The following is a 23,256-nucleotide window of genomic DNA, read 5'->3' as shown; positions in this document are numbered from 1 at the left end:
CCTCCAGTTATCTATGACTAATTGGAATTTGGATTTCCATTAATTGTGCATCTTCTTTTGTAGATAACGGGTAATAGATTTCCCTGCCAGGTTCGTTTTCCTTGATCTGATAGTTATTTTTCTCAATCCATTTAGCCAAATCAACACAGGCTGTACAGGCAAAGTTAGAATCCGAACGAAAGGCCATTGTGGCCATCATCGGCTCAGGAGGAAGAGTCCGCAGTTGAAACGGATCTGGAGATAATGGAAGCTCGCAGGTTAAAAAATAACCGATTACAAATTCAAACTCATCCTCCTTTCCGTCTATTTCTTTCCACAACACAACCTGCGGACCTTGAGCCAATTGGCGAATTTCCTTAGTTAATAATGGATTAAAAGTATGAAACAGGTGTGGAATGTCTTCTTCTTTCCCGTGCGCTTGCAGAAAAAGAAACTGTCGAGCGTCTTCTGCTTTGATCCTGATTTCTTGTCCTGTTTCGACTTGCCCCTCTCTTTCTATAAGCTGCATACGCTCCTCAATCCGGGCGAGCTTGGCTTGTTCCGTATCGATGAGTTGCTGGATTTCGCTTTTTTTCAGCTTAAACATTCCTTGAATATTCTCCAATGTAATATCTTCGTGGAGCAACTGTGTAATTTGTGGCAATGTGAAACCCAATTCCTTATAGATTAAGATTCGGTTGAGCTCAAGAAGCTGATCTGCGGAATAGTAACGATAGCCGGTATCGTGATCCACCTTTCGCGGCTTTAGTATGCCAATTTGGTCATAATAACGCAGTGTTTTTAAGGTGACCTTACTTAGCCTGGAAAACTCACTGATTTTAAACAAACTATCACCTCCAATTTATAAGATAATGAGAGTATACAGTTTCCCGTGCAGGGGAAAGTCAAGTGTGCCGCAATGCTATCGAGAAACGAGACCTTTTCAGGAGTATATATCCATCATTTTATTTAAATAATTTCGAAAGTCTTCGACATATGTTTTGGGCTCTACGATTTTTAGATTTGTGCCGAAACTTGCTAAAAATTGAAATCCCGTACTGTTTTGAGGGACATAAATGGTGGCTAATAAACATTCGGAACTATAGTTTTCAATACTCTTTCGACCGTACCTTTCAATGAACTGATCTTTTATGCTAGGCGAAATCAATGCCTGAATAGCGACTAGTTGCGGTTGATAACTTGCTTCGCGTTCTTGTTCCAACAAATCATCTCTAGGGCTAAACGTTTGTTCATCCATATGAAGATGATCGATCCGAGATAATTTAAACGTTCTATTGCTCATACGATGTAAACAGAATCCTTTGAGATACCAACTCGTTTCGCTAAAATGAAGCTGATAGGGCTCGACAATTCTATTCGTCGCGGTGCCATTTTTATCTATATAATCAAATGAAACTAACCTTCTCTTTAAGATGGATTCTTGACACGTCCTCAAGGTTTGAATAATTTCAGACCGACCCTCCCAATCATAAAAAGACAGTTGAATCGAACTTTTCGGAGCCAATGGGCTAACCATGGCTTCTATTTTTTTGATCGTTAGTTCAACTTCTTCGCTAATTAGAATTTGTTCCAATCCGCCGAGCGCAGTCAATATATTCTCTAAGTCGGAGCTGCTTAAAAGACGTTTATCAACCTTGTATTCATCCATAATACCGTAGCCGCCATGAACTCCATGGATAGAATAAATCGGGATGTTGGATAAGCTCAAGGTTTCCATATCGCGAAGAATGGTTCTTTTGGAAACATTAAATAATTGCGCGAATTCGTTTGTTGAAACGATCTTTTTTTTCAGCAAAATCATTATGATAGAGAGTAGTCTCTCAACCTTTTCCATCGGTTCGCCTCTTTTTCTACTTCAGTATGAAATGGTGACATATAGATGTCACCTTTCGTCGATTATACTACATGTATCACAAGAAGGAGGTAATGCTTTATGGCAGCTATTGTATACTTAAATTTGGATGGAAATGCAGAACAAGCGATTGAATTTTATTCGGAGGCTCTAAGCGCAACCGAAGTAAAAAAAGTGAAATTCGGGGATATCCCGCAAGATCCGAACTACCCAATGCCGGAAAATGAGTTAAATATGATCATGGAGTCTTCCATAGAATTCGCAGGCGGGAAAATCATGATGTCGGACATTTTGCCTTCCATGAAGGCGATAACAGGCGAGCTGGTGAAAGGGAACAATATTCTGATTAGTCTGGTCATGGATGATAAGAAAAAACTGGAAGAATACTTTACTAATTTGTCAGTCGGCGGCTATGTCATCATGCCGTTATCCAATACTCCTTGGTCTTCGTGCTTTGGAATGCTGGTTGATAAATTCGGAGTTAACTGGAAATTTAATAGCGACGCAGATAAGTTTCTGGATAACGTAATAGCGAGCAAACAGTAACTTATTCTAAATCAACTATGGAAATGGATCATTTAATTCCCGTCAAATCGAGAGAAGAGTTGAGGTTTTGGCTGCAGGAAAATAGGAAGATGGATTACGATTCTTTTCGAATCGATCCGGTTATAGAGCAAAGGCTGAAAGAGGAAAAGCAAGTCTATGAGAATTTCAAGGCATTTCCGGATCTTTATAAAAGAGTTCGAATCGACACGATACAAAGCATAAAAAATCAACCGGAATTAGTTGAAAGCAGATTAGACAAATTCATAGCAAACACGAGAGAAAACAAAATGTACGGTCAATGGAATGATAATGGACGTCTACGGGATGATTAAGATCCAGGATGTTGCAATGTAGAAGCGGGCATGTTAAGATCGTGCTGACACTTAACGATCGGAGTTGAAGAGGATAATGTAAATTTTCTTGCCGCTTTTTAAAGAATAAAACAAAAATTTGGTTTATTCTTTATTGGCAAGAAAGTTACCTTATTCTTTTCACTCAAAAAATAGATCCTTTTCCTACCCTTTATAGGGTTGGATGTGCCGTATTTTTTGAGCTACAAGAAAGGTAACTTTCTTGTGGCTCTTTTTTATTTTGACAAAGAATGTAAAGCTGAAAGAGATCAACCATTTCTAGGAGGATGAAAGCGATGAAGAACGAGGTTGTAGATGATTGTGTGAGCCGGTTCTTGTTAGGTGAAGCGGTTCACAAAAAAACAATTCGGTTGCCGGAGGTTTACCCATCTATCGACAGGTGCACATAGCGATTCATCTGCAAACTGTATGCGCTTTTTCTGTCTAGTTGGTTAACGACGTGTCAAAGCGCCGACTGACGGTTGCTTTTTTTACGTTTTCTCCGGCAGTAAGGAGAAGACATGAGACTACCCTCGAAATATGAAACGATTCGGCAAATATTGTCCGACCTCAAGCAACCCGAATATCGGTATGCTCAGATTATGGACGCGATTTTCAAGCACAACGTCGGCGAATACGAACGGATGACCATGCTGCCCCAATTTTTGCGCGACGAGTTGACCCGGATGCTTGGTCCGAACGTCTGCAGTATCGTTCCGGTAAAAGAACTCACGTCGAAACAGGTTAACAAGGTGCTGTTTGCCATTGCGGGCGACGAGCGCGTGGAGGCCGTACGACTCACATATGAGCGGGGCTGGAAATCGTATTGTATTTCCACGCAGTGCGGCTGCGGGTTCGGGTGCAGGTTTTGCGCCACCGGTACCATCGGCCTGAAACGAAACCTGACCGCCGACGAAATTACCGACCAATTGCTGCACTTTCGCTTGAACGGCCACGTCTTGGACAGCGTCTCATTTATGGGCATGGGGGAGGCGCTCGCCAACCCGTATGTTTTTGATGCCGTAACGATTTTGACCGACCCGCATCTCTTTGGTTTAGGACATCGACGAATTACGATTTCCACCATCGGCCTGTTGCCGGGTATCGACAAGCTGACACGTGAGTTTCCGCAAGTCAATCTAACCTTCTCGCTGCATTCGCCGTTCGACGATCAGCGAAGCGAGCTGATGCCGATCAACGACCGATTCCCACTCTATGACGTGCTGAAGGCATTGGATCGTCACATCGAACATACAGGGAGAAAGGTGTATATTGCGTATATTCTTCTTCGAGGAGTCAACGACTCGGCTGCGCATGCGGAAGCAGTTGCGGAGTTGTTAAGGGGAAGGGGACCTGTGGAACATCTCTACCACGTTAACTTGATTCCATTCAATTCGACCGAAGTTACGCCGGACAACTATCAGCAATCTGAACCTAATCGGATTAAAGCGTTTGTTCGGATCTTGAAGTCGAAGGGAATCAGTGTCACGGTCCGAACTCAGTTCGGATCGGACATTAACGCGGCATGCGGCCAGCTATACCGCTCCGAATAATCGATCAACCGGTTCCCGAAACAGGTTTTGGGTTTGAGGACACGAGGGTCATAAATAATAGGTGTTCGATATAGGAGACACATCTGAAATAATGAAGCCTGCCTGCCAACGGCAGGCTTCTGACGTTTTATTGCCCTTTAGGTTCCGGCAAACTTACCCGCCATAGCCTCGCTGTACTAGTTAACATTCCTTCATCAAATTCCATCTTGTAGATATCAGGCTTTGAAGTCTTTAATAAAAAGTCCAAATCAAACCGGGGATCGAAATATCCCATCATCATCGTCATAACGGCTCCATGAGTTCCAATAGCAACTTTCTGCCCCTTATATTCGCTTATAATGTTTTTAAAAATAGTTACAACACGGTTTTGACAATTTGTAAAAGACTCTCCTCCAGGCAACGAAAAGTCTGGGTCTGAAAACATCTTCTTTACTAACGGATACACTTCCGTATCAGGCAGTATTTTATCATCACCAATAAATACGATTTCTTTTAGTTCCTCAATAATAATCATTTCTTTGCCTAAAGATCGGGCTAGCCCCTCTAGTGTTAATATGGCCCTTTTATATGGACTTGAGATGAACGTGTCTATACCCTCATCTTTCAACAATTGAGCTACAATTTGGGCATCGGATTCGCCCTTTAAAGTCAGTCCGCGTGTTCTTTCGTTCCCTTCCATTTTAGGTGATTCTCCGTGCCTGACCATGTATACACAGGTTTTCATAAATTCTTTTTTCTCCTTCTCGACTGCAAAATATGTTTTCCTCATCCTACCATTCTCAACTAAACATGTACATTCGTGTTTTTACGGAATACTGTCGATAACTTATAGGATATGTGACATTGACCCTTGAACGAATAATCGGGATAATTAAAACTAAAGGGCAGGAAGGAAGTGGAAGTAATGAACCCTCTGGATTATATTGAATATTTGGGACACAGCAGCATTTACCCTCCTTTGGTCGATCAGCTTTCGAGGGACAAGATAACTTGGCGGCCGAATGTGCGGAGGAATCTTAATACGACCTATTTTGTGAGTGGAGAGGGTCTCGTTCTCCATTTCGATATTGGCGATGAAAACAACGGTATCATTAAGAAAAGCGAGGGTGATTATATATTTGACGAATTAACCATGACGATTATGGAAGAAAATAAGAAACATGGAAAATATGTAGGTCAGATTCCCTATGGATTGTTACAAAATGATTCAAGATCCCAGATCGAAGCCAAGCTGGGCACACCCACGAGGAGAGCCGAGGAGTTGGATAACTACTATTTGGATGGCCTTGTGTGGACGGCAGCCTTTGAAGGGGAAAGGTTTCAATTTCTGAAGTTGGCTGTTCCAACAAACGGCAAGCGAAAATATGGCCTCTGCCCGTGATGTACTGCCGCAACCGACCCGAAAGGAAGGGATATAAGCATGAAAGAACCATCTGAACAGCTCATTGAAATGCTTGGGCATCCATACAGTCCCAAGAATGTTCAAGCTTTGCTGCAATCATTCGGCATCAAGCGAATGCCGCCCGCAAACAGCTATTTTAACGACGATATCATCTGGTCTGTGAAAACATCGATACGCATCGATCTTTATCGCGCACCCAAAATAAATGATCTGACTGGGCTCAATTATACAAAAGAAGATGGATGGATCATTGGGGCGATACATTTTCTTGCGCCCGGGTCGGATGACAGAATTAAAACTCCGTTTCCCGGAAATCTTCCCAAGGGAATCACGATGCGCTCAACACCGGATGAGTCGATAAAGGCATATGGTCAGCCCGAACTGGATGAAGAATGTGAATGGCCCGGATTTTCCGGTCGAATTTTGGCATGGCGCAAGCCGGGCATAAATATCGCAATTAACTACGCGGACAGTGAGATCGGCAGCAGGATGATAAGCTGCACGGCCTGCTTAATAGGGTGCATAGGCGCCTGGCGAAACGATAATCCGGAAGTCTTTGCCCCCTAACTAACAGTTGAGGTGTACTGGTATCTGCACGCACAAAAAAGCCCCTGCCATATCGGTGGGGGCGAATTGTCTTACTATGAATCGGCTGTAACTCTTTAAGTTCTTCTTGTTCAGTCGATGAAAGTAATTTCCTATCGTGTATGTAGACAATCGCCTTATGTAAAGTCGGGAAGTCGACAAACGAGGCCTATCAAAATTTGACCATCCTCATCAATTTTACTTCCTCTTAGCAGGTTTCCACTTAAAGCCGCAGTTCATACAACCGTTTACAATTTCACTTCTCCCAACGAACCCGACTAGGATACTTACAGGTAAGGACAAGGTGAATGAAATCCAACATAAAATGCCGATGATAGTTGTCAGACTTTCAAAAAATCCGCCATTTACGCTGCTTCCGCCGCCGCTGCCGAGTTTGACATTAGTCCACACCATATAACTTCCAGCTACAGTGACTACCAAAAATAGGAGAGGAAGTAAAGCCATCCACCCAAGGGTTTTGAACATTTTAGCAAAGCTGTAACCTCTCTTGTTGGCAACAATTTGTGGTGACTTACATTTGCGGCAAACAACGACCTTAACATTGCCGGTACTGCCGGACTGACTCCCCGCTCTACCTGCTTGGCTGACAGTATCCCTGTTTACTTGGGGACTTGCCGCCCTAGATTGACCGCTAGCCGTCCTGTTAGTTTGGGCGGATGTTGGTCTATTGGACGGATTGTATGTAGGTCTAGTAGTACGTTGCACTTCTTTTGACTCCCTTCTGATGTATGTTTGTAGGTATAGGGAACTATTCGGAAAAACTTTCCAAACTCCTTTCACTGTCTTCCAATTGTTGGACGCACCTTTCCAAATAGGGTCGACGGCACAAAAAAACCTGCTCCGAGGAACAGGATTCAAATGATCGGCCGCACGCAGTATTTGGCATTCCGGTGTAGCCAAAACCGCCCTCGCCAAGGTTCGCATGCATTTTTTTTATTAATTAAAAGGCCGGATTTTGTGGTTGTCGTTCAAATGAAAGCACCTTAGAATCTATTAAACGACTGTATACTTCTTGAGTAAACTCTACATGCACTCCGGCATCGTGAGATGGACGATATCGTCATACATGGTCTCTCCTCGTCTTCATATTCCCCGTGTGCTTTTTGTCCCGCTTTTGCAGAGATTTCAGTTTGAGGTTTACCAGTGCAACACCTATGAGAATTAGAATGAGTCCCACCACCATCTTGGGAGTGATCGTTTCGCCCAAAAAGAGAACGCTGATCACGATCGCAATGAGGGGGACCAGAAAATTAAACGAACCGATTTTGCCGGCTTCGCCCGATCTGACAAGCAGAAAGAAAACGAGCCAGGTCAAGGCCGTACAGAAGATCGCAATAACCGACAACGTCGAGATGAACGGCTGGTTCCAGACGATATCCGTCCAGTTTTCAACGGTAGTACCCGCAACCAACAATACAATTCCGCCAAAAATCATCTGAAGAGTAGTCAACCAGATCGCATCCACTCTAGTTGAGGTTTTCTTCATATAGATCGTACCGAACGTCCAAGTAATCGTGCTGGCTAAACCGAGCAAGATGCCGGCGGACGAAATATTCCCGGAGCCATCGTTTATGCTGATAACAGCGACTCCGATGAAGCCGAGAATCAAGCCGATTATTTTGAAACCAGTCATGGATTCACCCAACCACAACCAAGCTCCGATACCGAGTAGAACGGGCTGCATGAACACGATCGTCGAAAACAAACCGGCCGGCATCATATTCAGTCCGAAAGTTTGAAAGCCGAAAAAGAGAATGATGTTCAGCAATGCGGAGATCAGGTAGATGTTCCAAGTATGCTTCATATTAAGTTTTCTATAACGCGGCAAAGCGAAAAGAAGCAAAATGAGACCTCCGATAAAAATCCTCAAGCCGGCGAAAAGCAGCGGTGGCGCGAATTCGAGTGCATATTTGGAAAGCGGCCAGTTCACCCCCCACATCATAACTAAAAACGTTAAAAGGATAAAAGTAAGTGTTCGCGAAAGTTGCATGGTTCTACAGCTCCTTTGTGTGATGGTGCTTACTATGGTACAATAGCTCACTAGATAAATAAAATGCATGTTTATTATAGAGGAGATACCATAATTGTTATGACACATTCGCAGCTGATGTTGTTTGTGAAAATAGTCGAGACCGGCAGCTTTACCAAAGCTGGTGAGCAATTGAATATGACGCAACCTGCCGTAAGCCGCGCCATCTCTGCGCTTGAATCGGAATTAGGAGTCACCCTCATGATACGGGATCGGAAAAGCGGGGTCATTCTCACCGATATTGGCTTGCGCTTGCTTGCCATATTCAGAGACATTTTGCACGGCTACAATAAGGTAGAGCAGGAGGTAACGGCTGAAAAAGGGTTTGAAGTCGGCACCGTTCGCGTCGGGGCGTTCCCGATTGTGTCCGCGCACTTCTTGCCGAAAATATTGCGGGTGATCGGGGAGAAGCACCCGGGGCTGACATTCGAACTGTACGAAGGGACCACAGACGAGATTAAAAAATGGCTAGATTCCAGAACGATCGATGTCGGATGGATTATTCCGCCGATCAACGAACTGGAAACGATTCCGTTCTTCCGAGATGAATTATGTTTGCTGCTTCGGGATGATCATCCATTGCAAAGCCGCCCGACAATCCATATCACGGATCTGGACAATGAACCTATGATTGTGTGCAGAGGTGGGTTTGTAACGCCGATTTACGAGCTGTTCCAGCAATTCGGAACCACTTTGCGCGCCAAATATGACGGCCACAACATAAACACGGCGTTGAGCCTGATTCAAGAAGGGCTGGGCGTTTCGATCGTATCGAAAACTTCGTTGTCGCTGTCGGCACTGCCGCCTAATGTCCGCATCCGGACAATTGACCCGCAGCCTTTTAGAGAGATTCACCTGGCGGTTCCTTCTTTGAAGGAGGCTCCACACGGGGTGAAACTGTTCCTGCAGACCGCAAGAGAGCTTTATTTGTCCGGCGACCCGAACCGCTAATGTGCAATTTTTGCGCAAAAGTTCTGACAGGCATAGTTCCTGCAAACCACTGGCGGACATGGGCTTTTCTCATGATGAACAACATGGGGCGACCCCCGATAACCAGGGAGATATAATAACCTGTAAAATTAGAAAAAGCTTGTGCCGCATTTGGCCCAAGCTTTTATTTTGTTTTAACCGTCAACCCGTAAATTTTATTGGTCAAACCTGCTTGAAAAAAATAAGTAGGGAAATAAGCTTCCCATCGAACCTGAGTCGATCTGTCCCAAGGATTATCCATGCCGTGTAGTTCCACGCTGGATAAGCTTTACTTCCAGTTGGTGGTTTTCCTCATCCAAATGTATCTGTTCAATTTTCTTGATCAGAATTCGCGCGGCAAGCATGCCCATTTCATAGATAGACTGCGATACCGTCGATAATTCAGGGAAGACCATTTCAGCTAACGAAATGCCGTCATAGCCGATAATTTGGACTTGATCCGGCACACGAATACCGTGCTCCTGCAAGGCACGGAGCGTACCGATTGCCATCAGGTCATTACCGGCGAATACCCCGTCAATGTCGGGATGCTCTTTGAACAGCTTTTTCACGGCTTCAGCCGCTTCTTTTAACTGGAAATTCCCATTGGCAATAAGCTTGGGTGTAAACCATGACATATTTTCAACCAAATCAAGGTAGCCCTGGCACCGCTCTTCCGCAATCCACAAGCCCTTAGGCCCTCTGATATGCGCAATTTTGTTGCATCCTTGCTGCAATAAGGCTTGCACGGCTAAGTGAGCCCCTTCCCGATTCTTCGAAGTGACGGTGGGGACGACGGGAGAGCTGCTGCGGTCCACAGCGACCATAGGGATATCGAGTTGGTCAATTTCCTCTTCCGTTAAGGTATTGGTTGCCATGATGAACCCATCGATATATTTCTGCTTTAAGTTCTGGATGTATTGCCTTTCGATTTTGGCCGACTCATTGGTGTTGCACAGGATCGTTGTATACCCGTACAACTGTGTTACTTTCTCTACGGCAAGCGCAAGCTCGTTAAAGAAAGGGTTGGTAATATCCGGAACGAACAGCGCAATAGTCTTGGTCGATTTCTTGGAGAGGCTGCGCGCGACGTCATTCGGTACATAATTAAGCAATTTAATGGCTTTATGAACTTTCTGCAGCGTATCCTCGTGAACATAACCTTTTTGATTGATGACACGAGAAACGGTAGCAACGGAAACTCCGGCTAATTTAGAAACATCCCGTATCGTTGCGATGCCCTCATCTCCTATTCATTAAGGTGTAATCGATTACACAAATAAATATGATTATCTTACTGTATCGTCATACGATTGTCAATGCAGGCTTTCCAACGATCTTCTTGTTGACATTAGTTTCGTATTGAATTAACATAAACTCGAAATAGGTAACCGGTTACACATTCCAAAGTTATTATTTTGTTAGCTGTTAGGGAAGGATAACCTAAGGGTTAAATTTTGCAATTTGAGAGGATGTTGAACAGAATGAGCGTAAGAAAAACTCCTATTATTATTGACACGGATCCCGGAATTGACGATGCGGTTGCGATTGGCGTAGCCCTGCACCATGAATCGCTGGACGTCAAGCTGCTGACAACCGTCGCCGGAAACGTATCCGTTGACAAAACGACCCAAAATGCGCTTAAGCTGATCGAGTTCTTCGGTACAGGCACTCCTGTTGCCAGAGGCGCAAAACAACCCCTCTGTATGCCGTATGAGGATAGCAGTCACATTCATGGGGAGTCCGGCATGGGTGGATACGAGTTTCCGGAGCCAACAACGAACATTCATGCTGAACACGCCGTCCATGCAATTCGCGAGACGATTATGCGCAGCGAGGAGAAGATAACGCTCGTGCCAATCGGACCGCTGACAAATATCGCTTTGTTCCTGGCGATGTACCCGGAACTCAAATCACGTATTGAACGGATTGTCTTGATGGGCGGTTCGGCGTCTGCAGGGAATCATACTCAGACGGCAGAGTATAACATTTACGCGGACCCGGAAGCGGCCAAGATGGTTTTTGCCTCAGGCTTGGATATTACAATGGTCGGATTGGATGTAACCCGTAAAGCAACCTTGACACCCGATAACGTGGTCAAGATTCGCGATTTGAATGAAACCGGCAACATGCTGTATTCCATGTTCCAGCACTATCGCGGCGGCAGCTTAAAGACGGGGCTGAAAATGCATGATTTATGCGCGATCGCCTATATCGTTAAACCTGAATTATTCAAAACTCAGAAATACTTCGTGGATGTTGAGAATGCGGGTGTGTACACGGTCGGCACGACGATTGTGGATCAAAATAACCGTTACAATAAAGAACCGAATGTAAACGTTTGCCTGGATATTGACGTGGATACATTCCGTACATGGGCGATCGAATGTATTGCGAAAGCAAAATAAATCTAACAACTTAGAGGGGAGATCTCGACTTGACAGAACTTATATTTGGCTTGATCGTGGTCGTGCTTGCAGGCTGGATGATCAGTAAGAAAGTCAATGCCACCGTTGTTTTGTTCGTTGCAGGAATTGTACTCTTATACGGCGCTGTATTTATGGGACATAGCGTTTTACCCGCGGAAGCGGCGACGGGTTCCAGATGGTTTGACCCGATGAAGTCGATTACAAATAATTTTATAAGCAATTTAGGCAATATCGGTATGACGATCATGGTATTATTCGGCTTCTCATCCTATATGACGAAAATTGGCGCTAACGAAGTGACCGTTCAAACCTTGATGAAGCCGTTATCCGGAATTAAATCGGTCTATGTGCTCGTCCCAGTCATTTTCGTAGTCGGTAACCTGCTATCGCTTGTGGTTCCGAGCGCTTCGAGCCTTGCCATTCTGCTCATGGCTACGCTGTATCCGGTTTTGAAGCGAATCGGCATGTCCGGATTGACGGCAGGTGCCGTTATTGCGACAACAGCGACGATCATCCCGACACCGCTGGGCGCGGATAATGTCATTGCCGCTCAGACGCTGGGCATTGATTTAATGGAATACGTCATGAAATATCATGCCGTCATTTCGATTCCGACGCTTATATTGATGACCTTCGCGCATTATTTCTGGCAGAAATATATGGATAAGAAACATCCGGAAACCGATACAATCGACGAATCAAAGCTTGGAACGCTGCGCGAGGATTTGCCGCCAACTTATTATGGCTTCCTTCCGATTCTTCCACTCGTCCTGATTACGGTATTCGGTATCTTCGTTAAATCGATCAAAATCGGTCTTGTTGAAATCACCTTTATTTCGCTGATCGTTGCAGTCATTGTCGAAATGATCCGTAAACGTAAAATTCAGCAAGTGTTCGAAGAACTGATGGTATTCTTCCGGGGTATGGGGGACGGGCTTGCGATGGTTGTTTCGCTGCTTGTTGCCGCAAGCTTGCTTGTTGACGGCCTGAAGGCGCTCGGCATTGTAGATATGCTGACCGATTCGGTAAAAGATTTGAATGGCGCCGGCATGATCCTGATGTTTGCTTTCTCGGGGATCACGGCCCTTATCGGCCTGATCAGCGGCGGCGGGCTTGCGGTATTCTACGCCTCGGTCGGATTGCTGCCCGACATTGCGCAAAACGTAGGCATTGACGGGGCGATGCTGTCCATTCCGATGCAGTTGATCGCGAACCTTGTGCGTTCGGTTTCGCCGGTGGCTGCATGTATCATTGTCGTTTGCAGCATCATTCAGAAAAGCCCGATGGCAGTTATCAAGCGAACCTCTGTTCCGATTATAGTCGGCATCATCAGTACGCTGGTGTTGTCCTACGTGATGTTCTCTTAAGCGGTAACGATGATCGCTGTGCAAGAACACTTAGACAGAGGGTTTTATAGGATTGGAGTGAGAGAAAAATGAAAAAGATATGCATACTAGGAAGTATTAATATGGATTCCAGCTTATTGCTGGAATCCCTCCCGCACGAAGGGGAGACCATTTTTGCAACGGGGAAACTTGTCGGTCCCGGCGGGAAAGGATTTAACCAGGCCGTGTCGGCGGCCCGGCTTGGAGCTTCCGTACACTTTATCGGCAAAGTCGGGGCGGATGAATACGGCAAGCAATTGGTCTCTACTTTGCAGCAGGAAGGCATTCATACCGAACATGTCGGCGTAAACCCGGATTTGCCTACGGGTGAAGCCTTGATCCTGTTCAGCAGCAGCGGCAGCAACATGATCGTCGTCAGCGCCGGCTCGAATATGGGAATTACAACGCAGGATATAGAGGAATCCAGAGAAATTATCAAATTATCCGATGTCATTCTGGCACAATTCGAAGTGCCGATTGAAGTCATTCAGCATATTTTTACAATTGCGAAGGAAGAAGGGAAGGTCACGGTGCTGAACCCGGCGCCGGCCAAGGCGATTCCGCCGACGCTGCTTCAAGTCACGGACTTCCTCATCCCGAACGAAAGCGAGATGCACATGATCACCGGTTGCGATACGAACTCCGAACAGGATATGGTGCAAGGGGCAGAGACTCTGCTTAAACAAGGCGTAGGATGCGTGATCGTCACGCTCGGCGATCGGGGCAGCCTCATTTGTCACCGTGACGGCAATTTATCGATTCCCGCCGAGAAAGTTTCGGCGATTGATACTACTGCCGCCGGCGATAGCTTTATAGGTTCCTTCTGCACAAAGTTGCGGAGACAGGAGCGGAAGCAGCTCGGGCATGTCGCGGAGGCGGTCAAGTTTGCCAGCCGTTTCTCGTCGATAGTTGTTCAGCGCAAAGGCGCATTTCAATCCATCCCCTATGCTTACGAACTAGCAGAAATGAGCTGATAACATGAGCATTTTATGGGGACTTGTAGGCTGCATGGTTATTTTGGGGATTGCCTATTTGATGTCTGACCATAAGAAAAAGATTAATTATCGTACGGTTATCGTCGGGCTTGGAATTCAACTGGTATTCGGTTATATCGTACTCAAATGGGATACCGGCAAGCAGATACTGGAGGTCGTATCCACAGGGTTTACGAACTTATTCCATTACGGATACGAAGGTCTTTCCTTCGTGTTCGGAAGCTTGGCGGATAAGACGCAGGCCACGGGGAATATATTCGCCATTCGCGTAGCGATGCTGGCTGTGTTCATTACGCCGCTGATCGGCATTCTATACCGATTCGGCATCATGCAGTTTTTCATGCGGGTCGTCGGCGGAGGGCTCGGCAAATTGCTGAAGACAAGCCGGGCGGAATCGTTGGCAGCGGCAGGGAATATCTTTCTGGGGCTGCAGGAAATTCCGATCATGATCAAGCCCTATATGAAGTTCTTGACTCGGTCAGAGATGTTCGCGATCATGGTCGGCGGCCTCGCCTCCGTCGCGGGAGGAATCATGGTTGCCTATGCCGCATTAGGCATTCCGATAGCCTATTTATTGTCCGCGAGCTTGATGTCGGCGCCAGCGGGTCTCATCATTGCGAAAATTATGATTCCGGAAACCGATAGACCGATTGAGGCAGGCTCTCGTGAACTTGAAGAGGAAGATTCGGAAACCAAGGATAACCTCATCAATATTATTTCGAAAGGCGCTTCGGCAGGGATGAGGATGGCAGTACAGATTATCGCCATGCTGATCGCGTTTGTTTCTATGGTAGCGCTACTAAACGGACTGCTAGGTTGGGTCGGAAGCTGGTTCGGGTACGGAGACTTGTCCCTTCAGATGATTCTGGGCTGGTTATTTGCTCCGCTCGCATTTGTGATCGGCGTTCCTTGGTCCGAGGCTACGATAACGGGCAGTTTTTTGGGGCAGAAATTCGTCATGAATGAAATGATCGCCTTTGGTTCGTTTGCTAAGGAAATGGAGCATTTGTCACCAAAGACGATTGCGATCGTAAGCTTCGCGCTTTGCGGATTTGCGAATATCGGTTCCATGGGGATCTTGTTAGGCTCAATGCGATCGTTAGCTCCTGAAAGAAGTACTGAAGTGGGACGTCTTGCCTTTAAGGCAGTGATTGCGGCTTCACTAGCTAATCTATTAAGCGGTACGATCGCCGGCATGTTTATGTAGAAAGTAAAAAAGTCAACGGAAAGTCATCGAAGCATTGCAATCTCGACATGAGAATCTGCAATGCTTTTGGTTGTGCGCCCAGCATGGTCGCTGTCTCAAGCGAGTGAAAGCTAACGGATCTTCTGCATAAACATGCTTGAAAATATCAGTTATCACATGTAAAATAATGACAATCTGTAAGCGGTGTGTGACTGGCGTAGACATGGAGTACCATGAGGGAGCGCACCGACGCTGCTGCATGGATGATCGCGGTTACCAACACGCATGGTCCTTGAGCAAACGCCGTACGCCTGGGCAAAGTATCCGATTTTCAGTCGGGTACTTTTTCTTTTCAACTTTTGGAGAGGACAGGTGAAGAAGGATGAGAATGGGGTTTGTTTTGTTCGACGGTATGACGGCGCTCGATTTTATCGGTTTTTACGAGGCCGTTACTTGGATGGGGATTTTGAAGGCCAAGGAGAACGTAACTTGGGAATTAGGCGCGGACAAAACGGAAGTGACGGACGACCGGGGCATGACGGTCAAAATTCATCGCGTTAAGCCGGATTTGTCGGAATACGACTTGATCTTCATCCCGGGAGGCTTATCGACCCGCCGGTTAAGAAGTGACACGGAATTTATAAGCTGGATAAAAACGGCCGCCCCGGTTCCGTACAAAGTGTCCGTCTGCACGGGCTCCTTGCTGCTGGGGGCGGCGGGCTTCCTCGAAGGCAGGAGAGCGACGACGAATCCTTCCGCTTACGGGCTGCTCGCCCCTTACTGCGCCGAAGTCGTCAAGAACCGTCTGGTGCGGGACGGGGATATTTTCACCGGTGGAGGAGTGTCGGCTTCGCTGGACCTGGGGCTGTATGTGGTCGAATCGTTGACGGATGCGGCCTTCGCGAAAGAAGTGCAGGCGAAGATGCACTATCCCTATTACACATCTCCGTAAGGCCGGACTTGTTCAGTCGGACGCTAAAACGCTGAAATACAGCAAAGCCGTTCCCGGGCTTAACGCCTGAGAGCGGCTTTGCTGTATTCCGTCTGCGGTCGATTAGACGACGCCAAAGTGAAACGGGAAGGCGCACCCGTTAAGGGGACGTTCTTCCCGCTGCGGCGTCAGCAAGACTCGGACAGCTCGGAGGTTTTGGCACCTGCGGGATTTTCACGAAGCTGCTGCCCTCTGTGAAAGAACGGGAATGCGGCGAACGCGAGCAGCGTCAAAATACCGAAGATGACCGGTCCCTGACCGAAGCCCAGTCCCTGTAGCAGGAGCCCGCCGATCCAGGCGCACAGGCTCTGCCCCAGGAATGCGAAGCCGCTGGCTCCGTAATAAGCGCCCCGAAGACGCTCGGGAGCGATTTCGCCGATGAGCACATCCCCGACGACGAAGCACAGAATTTCGCCCATGGTGAACACGATCATCGAGAGAAAGAGCAGAGCCGTATTCTCAAAGAGGCCGAAACCGAAAAGTCCCGCACCGAACAGGAGGCAGCCCGTTTTCAGCGACGTCAGGGACGTGTAGCGCTTCATAAACCGGGTCAACGGATACTGCAGGACTAGCACGCATAACGTGTTGACGACAAACAGGCTGGAGTAGACCGCTACCCGGTCATGTCCGATGTACTGCGACAAGGTTGTGTCGAGGTGCGAGTAAGCCCCGGCGACGAAAAAATTGCCGAGCAGCAGATAGAGAAACACCTTATCGCTAAAAACAATCTTCATCATTTGCTTTACGGTCGCGCCGGGTTCATCCCTGCTCTGGAGCAGATGCCTGAAGGAGAACATAAACACGACCAGCAGCGCGGCATAGACGGCGTAGATAGCGGCGCTGACCAGAAAAGGCAGCAGGGACGACGTGCCTCCGACACCCAGCTTCAGACCGATCAATGGCCCGACGGCACCGCCGATATTGATGGCGAAATAGCGTGCGTTAAACACCTCCGCGCGGCTTTCGGCCGGAGTCACATCGGCCAGCAGGGCACGCGCAGCAGGTTCGAACACGTTCCGGAACAGCCCGTTTAAAGCGCTTAGGACAAAAAACAGCCAGGTCGCATCGGCGAAGGCGAAGCCGATAAACACCAGACTCCAGGCCGCCATCGACGCAATCATCACGGGATAACGGCCCAGGCGGTCGGACAGCGCGCCTCCGGCAAAACTGCCCAGCGTGCCCACGAACAAGCTTACCGCGAGAATGGCTCCGATCGTCGCGGGATCAATGCCTTTGACCTTGCCCAGATAAATGCCGAGAAACGGAATCGTCATAAAAAAACCTGTCCGGGACAGGAAAGTCCCGATAATGACTCCCCAGGCGACGGGGTGAAAGGAGGGAATACGGAATCGTTTTGTCGTTTTCGCTTTCATGAGTATCACCCTTCTTTTTTGTCGTTATGTTCAGTATAGCTACACAAAAGGGGATGAAAAGTGTATGATTTGATGGAATCAGTTCACCTTTTATAACGGATTTATCGAAACGGAGGAACGAAAACATGCAGACCGTGCTGCCTTTTTTGGAACTCCGGCTGTTTTTCAGAGACCGGGAGCATCAGAAGCCTTTTCCCGTTACGGTCGACGAGCTGGCCGGTATCTGGCACTGTACGCCCCGCTACGTGAAGCTGATCGTCCGCACACTGTGTGAGCAGGGATGGATAGATTGGCAGCCCGGCAGGGGCCGCGGCAACAAATCGAAGCTGACCCTCGTGCTGGATTCCGACGAGCTTCTGCTGGAGGAAGTCCGCCGGCGCACGGAGCAGGGGGAGGTTCATGAAGCGATGGAGCTGATGAACCGGTTCGGCGGTCCCGCCGTCAAGGACCGGTTTATGGACTGGATTTCCGAAGGCATCGGTTTCTCGACGGCAGGAGTGCCGGATTCTCCGCAGGAGACGCTTTGTATGCCCGTTTTCCGCTCGATTACGACGCTGGACCCCGGACTTGTCTACTATGCTTTCGACTGTCATATGGCCCGGCAGTTGTTTAATACCCTCGTCGAATATGACGAAGAGCAGCGGCTCGTTATTCCCTGCATAGCGCATTCCTGGGAAAGCAGTGCGGACGCCAGAGAGTGGACCTTTTATTTGAGAAAAAACATTCTGTTCCATCACGGCCGGGAACTTACGGCGGAAGATGTGATGTTTACGCTAAATCGTCTCAGGCACGATCAAGGCCGTTATGACAGCGGGTGGATGTTCCGGGACATTGAGCGGATGGACGCTCCCGACTGGAAGACGGTCGTCATCCGGCTAAGGGAACCGAATTACTTGTTCCTGAGATTTTTGTGTACGATCGCGGCCGCAATCGTACCGGAGGATGTTGTGCGCCGGGACGAGGCCGCATTTGGGGAGATGCCCGTAGGCACAGGGCCTTTTCGGGTCGAATGCCGCAATGAGGGTAGATGCGTGCTGGAAGCTTTCCCCGCTCACTTCCGGGGCCGGGCCCATTTGGACCGCGTGGAAGTGCTCATTTTTCCGCGAGAGGAATCCGGACGGTTGAAAGAGCCCGACTGGACGTCCATCATGACGTCCCACGGAGAGACATCCGGCGCGAGGCGGGAGGCTCTGGTCAGCGGAGGAAGGGGATGGCGGAACATGGAAACGATGTTCAGCTGCAGCAGTATGCTCGTCTTCAACCAACGTAAAAACGGCCCCCACAATCATCCTTTGTTCCGGGAAGCGTTTCATCATATTCTCGACCGTGAAGCGCTGATCGCCGATCTGAAAGGCGAAAGATTATGTCCCGCCGGAGGCTTCCATCCGCAGGAAGATATGGGGAAGAGGGAGGGAGCGTTCTATCCCGTCAAGAGCCGATCTGAAATTATGGCGCTGCTGGAGAAAAGCGGATATGCCGGAGAGGTACTGGAGCTCGTCACGTATTCCCATCACGAAGAAGACGCCTGCTGGATTCAGGCACGCGCCCGTACGTTCGGCGTTTGCATTGAAATCCGGGTCCGGAACGCGGAGGAATGGTCGGACCGTGCTTCGCTGCAGCGCTACGACTGCCAGCTTTACGGAATTGTTCTGGGAGGCGACGAGGTACGCGAGCTGGAAGTCTATCTTCAGAACAATTTTTTTGCCGCCTTGTGGGACCGCGCGACGGAAGAGGTCGTCTTCCGGGAGACGGCCGCGATTTTGCGCGAGCCGGGCGAGGCGGCGCGGAGGGAGAGATTTGCGCAGCTCGAACGGTGGATTCGTCAGACCCACGCGATTTTGTTCCTCGTTCATAAAACGACGAACACGGCCTTCCACCAATCCGTCCGCGGAGTGAGAATCAACTCTTACGGGTGGGTCGATTTTTATCATATCTGGTTCAATAAAGGAGCCGCGGCTTTGTCTTGAACGATATATCCAGTATAGAGATTCAATATGAAAATGGAGATTCAATATGAAAAAATTTCGGGGAAAGAAAAGATACTTCCGTAATTTATGGAAGAAGGTTAACTCCTTTTATTTAGAACCGGATAACGAATCTTGGTTTGATTTTTGGCATTTCCATCTTGATTTTTACGGGATTGGAGAACATAGCTTAAAGCTGAGAAGAGAACATATTAAAGTCCATCTTGCGCTGTACCATATTTTATTAAAGAGACTGGAACGAATTGAAAAACCTTCTCAAAGCTGGATCTGCATTCATGAACAAGACGCGGGTTTGGATGCCGTTTATATTCATACACCCAATCCGAACGGTGACAATTTTCCCCATAAGCTTGAATCAATAGATTGGCATTATAAGTTACCGAATACGTTTAAAGATTTAATTGATCTTGAACAATTCAATGTCGGCTATTATAAGTCCGATGATGGGAATATTTATTTTATTCAATCAAAGGAGCAAGACATCAACTTATAAAAGAAGAACCTTTCTCAGGTTCTTCTTTTTTTTGTGGCGGAAGCGGCTGATCCCAATAATTGAAACTTCCTTTTTGGCCTCACTCCAGCGCTTCCAGCGTTTCCAGTCCGCTCTCTAGCGCCTCGGGAACCCCGTTTCCCACGCCGAACAACGCTTCCTGCAGGGCAAACGTTCCCTTGTAAAAGATTATCCGGCTCAGCATTTCGCGGGCTTCCGGATTTTTATCCAGAACAAGCCGGAAGAAAGATTCCCCGTAGGAGGCAAGTAAAGCCGCATAATCGACTCCGGATCTCCCATGCCGGCCGAGCCGAAATCGAGAATTCCGCTTACCCGTTTGGATGCGGGCTGGAACCGGAAAATCAGCCGGCCGTTTATGAGCCAAACGTCGTTGTTTTGCCCGGCTCCGATTTTTCCGCCGTGTCCAGCGGCAACTCGGGATAACGCTGCCGGACGGCTTCCAGATAAGGCTGTGCTTCATTCATGGCGGGCAGCTCCTTTTTTACTGGATTTTACTAGTACGAGTGTCTGAAAGTCTTCGTTTCATTTGTCGTACGTTCTTTTGCCCGAAAAGCACATGGAAAACCAGGCGCTGTGCGGCCCCGCTTTGCTGGACAGAATACAGGGCGGAATTGGTATAATAGCAGCATACACAAGCTTGCCGACACCCGATGACCCAACCGGCAGGGCAGCGTTCACAAGGTTTTGGAACCCGGCGAGGGCGATTTGTCCGTTTATGGGTAAGGTTACTATTTGAGGAGGAAAGTTGAGGAGGAAAAATGATGGCCAAGGAAATTTCCCGCATCAAAATCGGTGCACCCGCAGGTAACGTGTGGGACGCGCTTACCCGCCCCGAGCTCGTGAAGCAGTGGCAGTATGGAAGCGAGCTTGTGACGGACTGGCGGCCGGGCAGCGAGATTCGTTTCCGTAACGAGTGGGAGGGGCAAGTTTTCGAGCAGTGGGGAACCGTACAGGAAATCGTGCCTGACCGGCTGATCCGGTATACGCTTTTCGCGCCTCGCCCCGGATTGGAAGACAGGTCGGAAAATTACTTCGTCATGAGCTATCTTTTGGAGGATGACGGGGACTGGACTACGTTGACGATCGAGAAGACGGATAACCGTCCTGAAGCGGGTAGCGGGGTAACGGAAGACGATGAGGTTTCACCTGTGCTCTCTGCACTCAAAAAACTCGTCGAAGGGAACTGATTCTACAGGCAGGCGTTCAGATCTCGTAATCGAATCGTGACTACCTGCGGAATTAGGCAGGCCAATTCTTTTAATAGGTCAACGAGAGGAGCGGAACGATGAAGAAAATGATGAACAAGCCGGAAAACCTGGTTAAAGAGATGTGCAGCGGTTTTGTGCTCGCTCATCCGAATCTGGAGTTGGACCGTAAATATACGATCATCCGCAAAAAAACGATCCGTCCCGATAAAGTGACGCTGATCAGCGGCGGGGGAAGCGGGCACGAACCCGCACATGCGGGATTCGTGGGCAAAGGGATGCTGGATGCCGCGGTCTGCGGCGATGTTTTCGCTTCTCCGTCCCAGATTCAGGTGTATCAGGCGATCCGTTCAACCGCCAGCCGGAAGGGAACGCTTCTCATTATCAAAAATTACAGCGGCGACATCATGAACTTCAAGAACGCGGCGCATCTTTCGGGCGAAGACGGCATACAAGTCGATTTTGTGAAAGTGGACGACGATATTGCCGTAGAAGACAGCTTGTACACCGTCGGGAGAAGAGGAGTTGCCGGAACGGTTCTCGTACATAAAATAGCGGGCGCGGCCGCGGAAGCGGGGATGTCCCTGGAGCAGGTAAAGCAGGCGGCGCAGAAGGCCGTGGACCGTACGAAAAGCATCGGATTCGCTTTGTCGTCCTGCACGGTACCGGCCAAAGGCAGCCCGACTTTCTCCATGGAAGAGAATGAAATGGAGTACGGGGTGGGCATCCACGGCGAACCCGGTATCCGGCGTGAACGTGTGCTTACGGCCGATGACCTGGCCCGCAGAATGGTAGCCGAGCTGCTGCAGAGCCTGCCCGAAGACGAAGATAATCCGCCGGAAGTGGCGGTGCTGGTCAACGGGTTCGGAGGTACTCCGCTGCAGGAGCTTTATCTGCTTAACCATTCCGTACAAAGGGAGCTCGCCTCACGAAATGTTGCCGTATATAAAGTGTTTGTCGGCAATTACATGACCAGCATCGATATGGAAGGTGCCTCGCTCACCCTCATGAAGCTGGACGACGAGCTGAAAAATCTGCTCCGCGCGGAATGCGATACACCGGCTCTCACTGTCCGTGAATATACGGAGCCTGCGAGCTTCGCGGAAGTCGTTCCTGCCGAGGAGGCGCTCGGGGACAAGCCGGTTTCCTTCAGCGTTGTAACCCCGGAAGAGAGCGCCGTTATTCATAACGGCCGGGTGTCTTTGGACAATATGATCTATCTGATCGATACGATGAGTGAAATCATTATCGAAAACGAGGTGCCGTTCTGCGAGCTGGACGCGCATGCGGGAGACGGTGATTTCGGCATGAGCGTTGCCAAAGGTTTCAGGCAGTTGAAAACGGAATGGAACGAACTGACCGACGGGGCTTCGGACATCGGATCGTTCCTGGATGCCTGCTCCCTGATTATAATGGAGCACTGCGGCGGCGCTTCCGGCCCGATCTGGGGATCGGCTTTCCGGGCGGCGGGCAGAAGCGTCCGGGGCAAAGCCGGTCTAGATGCGGCGGATATCGCTGAAATGCTGCAAGCTGCGGTCAAAGGAATTCAGGATACGGGAGAAAGATCGTTCGGTAGGGGAGCGGCAGTCGGTGACAAGACGCTGATCGATGCGCTTGTTCCTTACGCCGACTCGTGGGAGGCGAGCGCCTCCGCAGGCACGGACTTGAAGTTGGCCGGAGCCGCAGCCGCAGAAGCTGCGGTAGAGGGAGCGAAGAAGACGGAAGCGATCGTCGCCCGGATGGGCAGAGCGGGAACCGTCGGCGAGCGGAGTATCGGCTATCCCGATGCGGGAGCGCATGCGCTGGGGGTTATTTTCACCGGCCTCGCCCAAGCGCTTAAATAATCGTAAGGAAAGATACCGTCCTTACGTCATGTTAACGAACCGGCC

The 23,256-nt window shown here is 48.6% G+C and carries 21 protein-coding genes, 1 pseudogene and 1 riboswitch; of the genes and pseudogenes, 15 read left to right on the top strand and 7 right to left on the bottom strand.

What is annotated here, in order from left to right:
- Positions 1-7 precede the first annotated feature (7 nt).
- Together HMPREF1207_RS01405 and HMPREF1207_RS01400 are read right to left on the bottom strand one after the other, a co-directional pair.
- On the bottom strand, positions 8-826 hold the full coding sequence (locus tag HMPREF1207_RS01405) for a MerR family transcriptional regulator (protein WP_009676621.1): 819 nt from the start codon (positions 824-826) through the stop codon (positions 8-10).
- 96 nt (positions 827-922) lie between these two features.
- A complete protein-coding gene (locus HMPREF1207_RS01400) occupies positions 923-1,834 on the bottom strand; it encodes a helix-turn-helix transcriptional regulator (RefSeq protein WP_009676625.1) in 912 nt (303 codons plus the stop codon).
- Between the two features lie 99 nt (positions 1,835-1,933).
- Between HMPREF1207_RS01400 and HMPREF1207_RS01395 the strand changes: the two genes are divergently transcribed.
- The 3 genes and pseudogenes from HMPREF1207_RS01395 (at position 1,934) to HMPREF1207_RS01385 (ending at position 4,301) form a co-directional block, all read left to right on the top strand.
- Positions 1,934-2,398: a VOC family protein gene (locus HMPREF1207_RS01395; RefSeq protein WP_009676639.1), complete on the top strand. Its 465-nt coding sequence runs from the start codon at positions 1,934-1,936 to the stop codon at positions 2,396-2,398.
- 89 nt (positions 2,399-2,487) lie between these two features.
- A pseudogene (locus HMPREF1207_RS01390) lies at positions 2,488-2,730 on the top strand (YdeI/OmpD-associated family protein); the annotation flags it as partial.
- 539 nt (positions 2,731-3,269) lie between these two features.
- Positions 3,270-4,301, top strand: a complete 1,032-nt coding sequence (locus HMPREF1207_RS01385) for a Cfr family 23S rRNA (adenine(2503)-C(8))-methyltransferase (protein ID WP_009676626.1) — start codon at positions 3,270-3,272, stop codon at positions 4,299-4,301.
- A gap of 127 nt (positions 4,302-4,428) precedes the next feature.
- Here HMPREF1207_RS01385 and HMPREF1207_RS01380 read toward each other — a convergent pair whose 3' ends face one another.
- Positions 4,429-5,025: a histidine phosphatase family protein gene (locus tag HMPREF1207_RS01380; RefSeq protein WP_016423391.1), complete on the bottom strand. Its 597-nt coding sequence runs from the start codon at positions 5,023-5,025 to the stop codon at positions 4,429-4,431.
- A gap of 180 nt (positions 5,026-5,205) precedes the next feature.
- On the opposite strand from HMPREF1207_RS01380, the gene HMPREF1207_RS01375 reads away from it, so the two are divergent.
- Positions 5,206-5,682, top strand: coding sequence for a hypothetical protein (locus HMPREF1207_RS01375; RefSeq protein ID WP_009676636.1), 477 nt, complete (start codon positions 5,206-5,208; stop codon positions 5,680-5,682).
- Positions 5,683-5,721: 39 nt separating this feature from the next.
- Positions 5,722-6,270, top strand: coding sequence for a hypothetical protein (locus HMPREF1207_RS01370; RefSeq protein ID WP_009676638.1), 549 nt, complete (start codon positions 5,722-5,724; stop codon positions 6,268-6,270).
- Between the two features lie 1,099 nt (positions 6,271-7,369).
- Here HMPREF1207_RS01370 and HMPREF1207_RS01365 read toward each other — a convergent pair.
- The gene (locus HMPREF1207_RS01365) at positions 7,370-8,299 is read right to left on the bottom strand and encodes a DMT family transporter (RefSeq protein ID WP_016423389.1); all 930 of its coding nucleotides are present in this window, start codon (positions 8,297-8,299) and stop codon (positions 7,370-7,372) included.
- A 99-nt stretch (positions 8,300-8,398) separates the two neighbouring features.
- Here HMPREF1207_RS01365 and HMPREF1207_RS01360 point away from each other — a divergent pair, with 99 nt between their 5' ends.
- Positions 8,399-9,289, top strand: a complete 891-nt coding sequence (locus tag HMPREF1207_RS01360; RefSeq protein WP_016423388.1) for a LysR family transcriptional regulator — start codon at positions 8,399-8,401, stop codon at positions 9,287-9,289.
- A 272-nt stretch (positions 9,290-9,561) separates the two neighbouring features.
- On the opposite strand, the gene HMPREF1207_RS01355 is transcribed toward HMPREF1207_RS01360, so the two are convergent.
- On the bottom strand, positions 9,562-10,545 hold the full coding sequence (locus HMPREF1207_RS01355) for a LacI family DNA-binding transcriptional regulator (RefSeq protein WP_082211293.1): 984 nt from the start codon (positions 10,543-10,545) through the stop codon (positions 9,562-9,564).
- A 246-nt stretch (positions 10,546-10,791) separates the two neighbouring features.
- On the opposite strand from HMPREF1207_RS01355, the gene rihC reads away from it, so the two are divergent.
- The 5 genes from rihC (at position 10,792) to HMPREF1207_RS01330 (ending at position 16,254) form a co-directional block, all read left to right on the top strand.
- Positions 10,792-11,715, top strand: coding sequence for a ribonucleoside hydrolase RihC (gene rihC / locus HMPREF1207_RS01350; RefSeq protein ID WP_009676658.1), 924 nt, complete (start codon positions 10,792-10,794; stop codon positions 11,713-11,715).
- 29 nt (positions 11,716-11,744) lie between these two features.
- Positions 11,745-13,103, top strand: a complete 1,359-nt coding sequence (gene dcuC, locus HMPREF1207_RS01345) for a C4-dicarboxylate transporter DcuC (protein WP_009676661.1) — start codon at positions 11,745-11,747, stop codon at positions 13,101-13,103.
- A 68-nt stretch (positions 13,104-13,171) separates the two neighbouring features.
- On the top strand, positions 13,172-14,095 hold the full coding sequence (gene rbsK / locus HMPREF1207_RS01340; RefSeq protein ID WP_009676618.1) for a ribokinase: 924 nt from the start codon (positions 13,172-13,174) through the stop codon (positions 14,093-14,095).
- Positions 14,096-14,099: 4 nt separating this feature from the next.
- Positions 14,100-15,323 (top strand): NupC/NupG family nucleoside CNT transporter, encoded by a 1,224-nt coding sequence (locus HMPREF1207_RS01335; RefSeq protein WP_009676616.1) that lies wholly within the window; start codon positions 14,100-14,102, stop codon positions 15,321-15,323.
- 177 nt (positions 15,324-15,500) lie between these two features.
- Positions 15,501-15,626: riboswitch (ZMP/ZTP riboswitch) on the top strand.
- Positions 15,627-15,684: 58 nt separating this feature from the next.
- Positions 15,685-16,254 carry a DJ-1/PfpI family protein gene (locus HMPREF1207_RS01330; protein WP_009676630.1) on the top strand — a complete coding sequence of 190 codons (570 nt, stop codon included), beginning with the start codon at positions 15,685-15,687 and terminating at the stop codon, positions 16,252-16,254.
- Positions 16,255-16,421: 167 nt separating this feature from the next.
- On the opposite strand, the gene HMPREF1207_RS01325 is transcribed toward HMPREF1207_RS01330, so the two are convergent.
- Positions 16,422-17,666, bottom strand: a complete 1,245-nt coding sequence (locus HMPREF1207_RS01325) for an MDR family MFS transporter (protein ID WP_009676613.1) — start codon at positions 17,664-17,666, stop codon at positions 16,422-16,424.
- 125 nt (positions 17,667-17,791) lie between these two features.
- On the opposite strand from HMPREF1207_RS01325, the gene HMPREF1207_RS01320 reads away from it, so the two are divergent.
- Positions 17,792-19,633, top strand: a complete 1,842-nt coding sequence (locus HMPREF1207_RS01320) for an SgrR family transcriptional regulator (protein WP_009676607.1) — start codon at positions 17,792-17,794, stop codon at positions 19,631-19,633.
- 46 nt (positions 19,634-19,679) lie between these two features.
- A complete protein-coding gene (locus tag HMPREF1207_RS01315) occupies positions 19,680-20,144 on the top strand; it encodes a hypothetical protein (protein WP_009676632.1) in 465 nt (154 codons plus the stop codon).
- A 79-nt stretch (positions 20,145-20,223) separates the two neighbouring features.
- Here HMPREF1207_RS01315 and HMPREF1207_RS30505 read toward each other — a convergent pair whose 3' ends face one another.
- The gene (locus tag HMPREF1207_RS30505; RefSeq protein WP_016423385.1) at positions 20,224-20,346 is read right to left on the bottom strand and encodes a hypothetical protein; all 123 of its coding nucleotides are present in this window, start codon (positions 20,344-20,346) and stop codon (positions 20,224-20,226) included.
- 574 nt (positions 20,347-20,920) lie between these two features.
- Here HMPREF1207_RS30505 and HMPREF1207_RS01305 point away from each other — a divergent pair.
- The gene (locus HMPREF1207_RS01305; RefSeq protein ID WP_009676650.1) at positions 20,921-21,349 is read left to right on the top strand and encodes an SRPBCC family protein; all 429 of its coding nucleotides are present in this window, start codon (positions 20,921-20,923) and stop codon (positions 21,347-21,349) included.
- 98 nt (positions 21,350-21,447) lie between these two features.
- A complete protein-coding gene (dhaK, locus tag HMPREF1207_RS28575) occupies positions 21,448-23,211 on the top strand; it encodes a dihydroxyacetone kinase subunit DhaK (protein WP_009676637.1) in 1,764 nt (587 codons plus the stop codon).
- The last annotated feature ends 45 nt before the right edge of the window (positions 23,212-23,256 follow it).

The sequence above is a fragment of the Paenibacillus sp. HGH0039 genome (assembly GCF_000411255.1).
GTDB lineage: Bacteria > Bacillota > Bacilli > Paenibacillales > NBRC-103111 > Paenibacillus_F.
The sequence above is the reverse complement of the archived record's forward strand: the minus strand, read 5'-3'. Positions and strand labels throughout refer to the sequence as shown.

What these genes read in the sequence shown, in the direction of transcription:
- rbsK (WP_009676618.1), top strand. Translation starts at nt 13,172, where the DNA reads ATGAAAAAGATATGCATACTAGGAAGTATTAATATGGATTCCAGCTTA.
- HMPREF1207_RS01375 (WP_009676636.1), top strand. Translation starts at nt 5,206, where the DNA reads ATGAACCCTCTGGATTATATTGAATATTTGGGACACAGCAGCATTTAC.
- rihC (WP_009676658.1), top strand. Translation starts at nt 10,792, where the DNA reads ATGAGCGTAAGAAAAACTCCTATTATTATTGACACGGATCCCGGAATT.
- dhaK (WP_009676637.1), top strand. Translation starts at nt 21,448, where the DNA reads ATGAAGAAAATGATGAACAAGCCGGAAAACCTGGTTAAAGAGATGTGC.
- HMPREF1207_RS01385 (WP_009676626.1), top strand. Translation starts at nt 3,270, where the DNA reads ATGAGACTACCCTCGAAATATGAAACGATTCGGCAAATATTGTCCGAC.
- HMPREF1207_RS01360 (WP_016423388.1), top strand. Translation starts at nt 8,399, where the DNA reads ATGACACATTCGCAGCTGATGTTGTTTGTGAAAATAGTCGAGACCGGC.
- HMPREF1207_RS01325 (WP_009676613.1), bottom strand. Translation starts at nt 17,666, where the DNA reads ATGAAAGCGAAAACGACAAAACGATTCCGTATTCCCTCCTTTCACCCC.
- HMPREF1207_RS01330 (WP_009676630.1), top strand. Translation starts at nt 15,685, where the DNA reads ATGAGAATGGGGTTTGTTTTGTTCGACGGTATGACGGCGCTCGATTTT.
- HMPREF1207_RS01395 (WP_009676639.1), top strand. Translation starts at nt 1,934, where the DNA reads ATGGCAGCTATTGTATACTTAAATTTGGATGGAAATGCAGAACAAGCG.
- HMPREF1207_RS01305 (WP_009676650.1), top strand. Translation starts at nt 20,921, where the DNA reads ATGATGGCCAAGGAAATTTCCCGCATCAAAATCGGTGCACCCGCAGGT.
- HMPREF1207_RS01365 (WP_016423389.1), bottom strand. Translation starts at nt 8,299, where the DNA reads ATGCAACTTTCGCGAACACTTACTTTTATCCTTTTAACGTTTTTAGTT.
- HMPREF1207_RS30505 (WP_016423385.1), bottom strand. Translation starts at nt 20,346, where the DNA reads ATGCTGAGCCGGATAATCTTTTACAAGGGAACGTTTGCCCTGCAGGAA.
- HMPREF1207_RS01370 (WP_009676638.1), top strand. Translation starts at nt 5,722, where the DNA reads ATGAAAGAACCATCTGAACAGCTCATTGAAATGCTTGGGCATCCATAC.
- HMPREF1207_RS01315 (WP_009676632.1), top strand. Translation starts at nt 19,680, where the DNA reads ATGAAAAAATTTCGGGGAAAGAAAAGATACTTCCGTAATTTATGGAAG.
- HMPREF1207_RS01320 (WP_009676607.1), top strand. Translation starts at nt 17,792, where the DNA reads ATGCAGACCGTGCTGCCTTTTTTGGAACTCCGGCTGTTTTTCAGAGAC.
- HMPREF1207_RS01335 (WP_009676616.1), top strand. Translation starts at nt 14,100, where the DNA reads ATGAGCATTTTATGGGGACTTGTAGGCTGCATGGTTATTTTGGGGATT.
- HMPREF1207_RS01380 (WP_016423391.1), bottom strand. Translation starts at nt 5,025, where the DNA reads ATGAAAACCTGTGTATACATGGTCAGGCACGGAGAATCACCTAAAATG.
- HMPREF1207_RS01400 (WP_009676625.1), bottom strand. Translation starts at nt 1,834, where the DNA reads ATGGAAAAGGTTGAGAGACTACTCTCTATCATAATGATTTTGCTGAAA.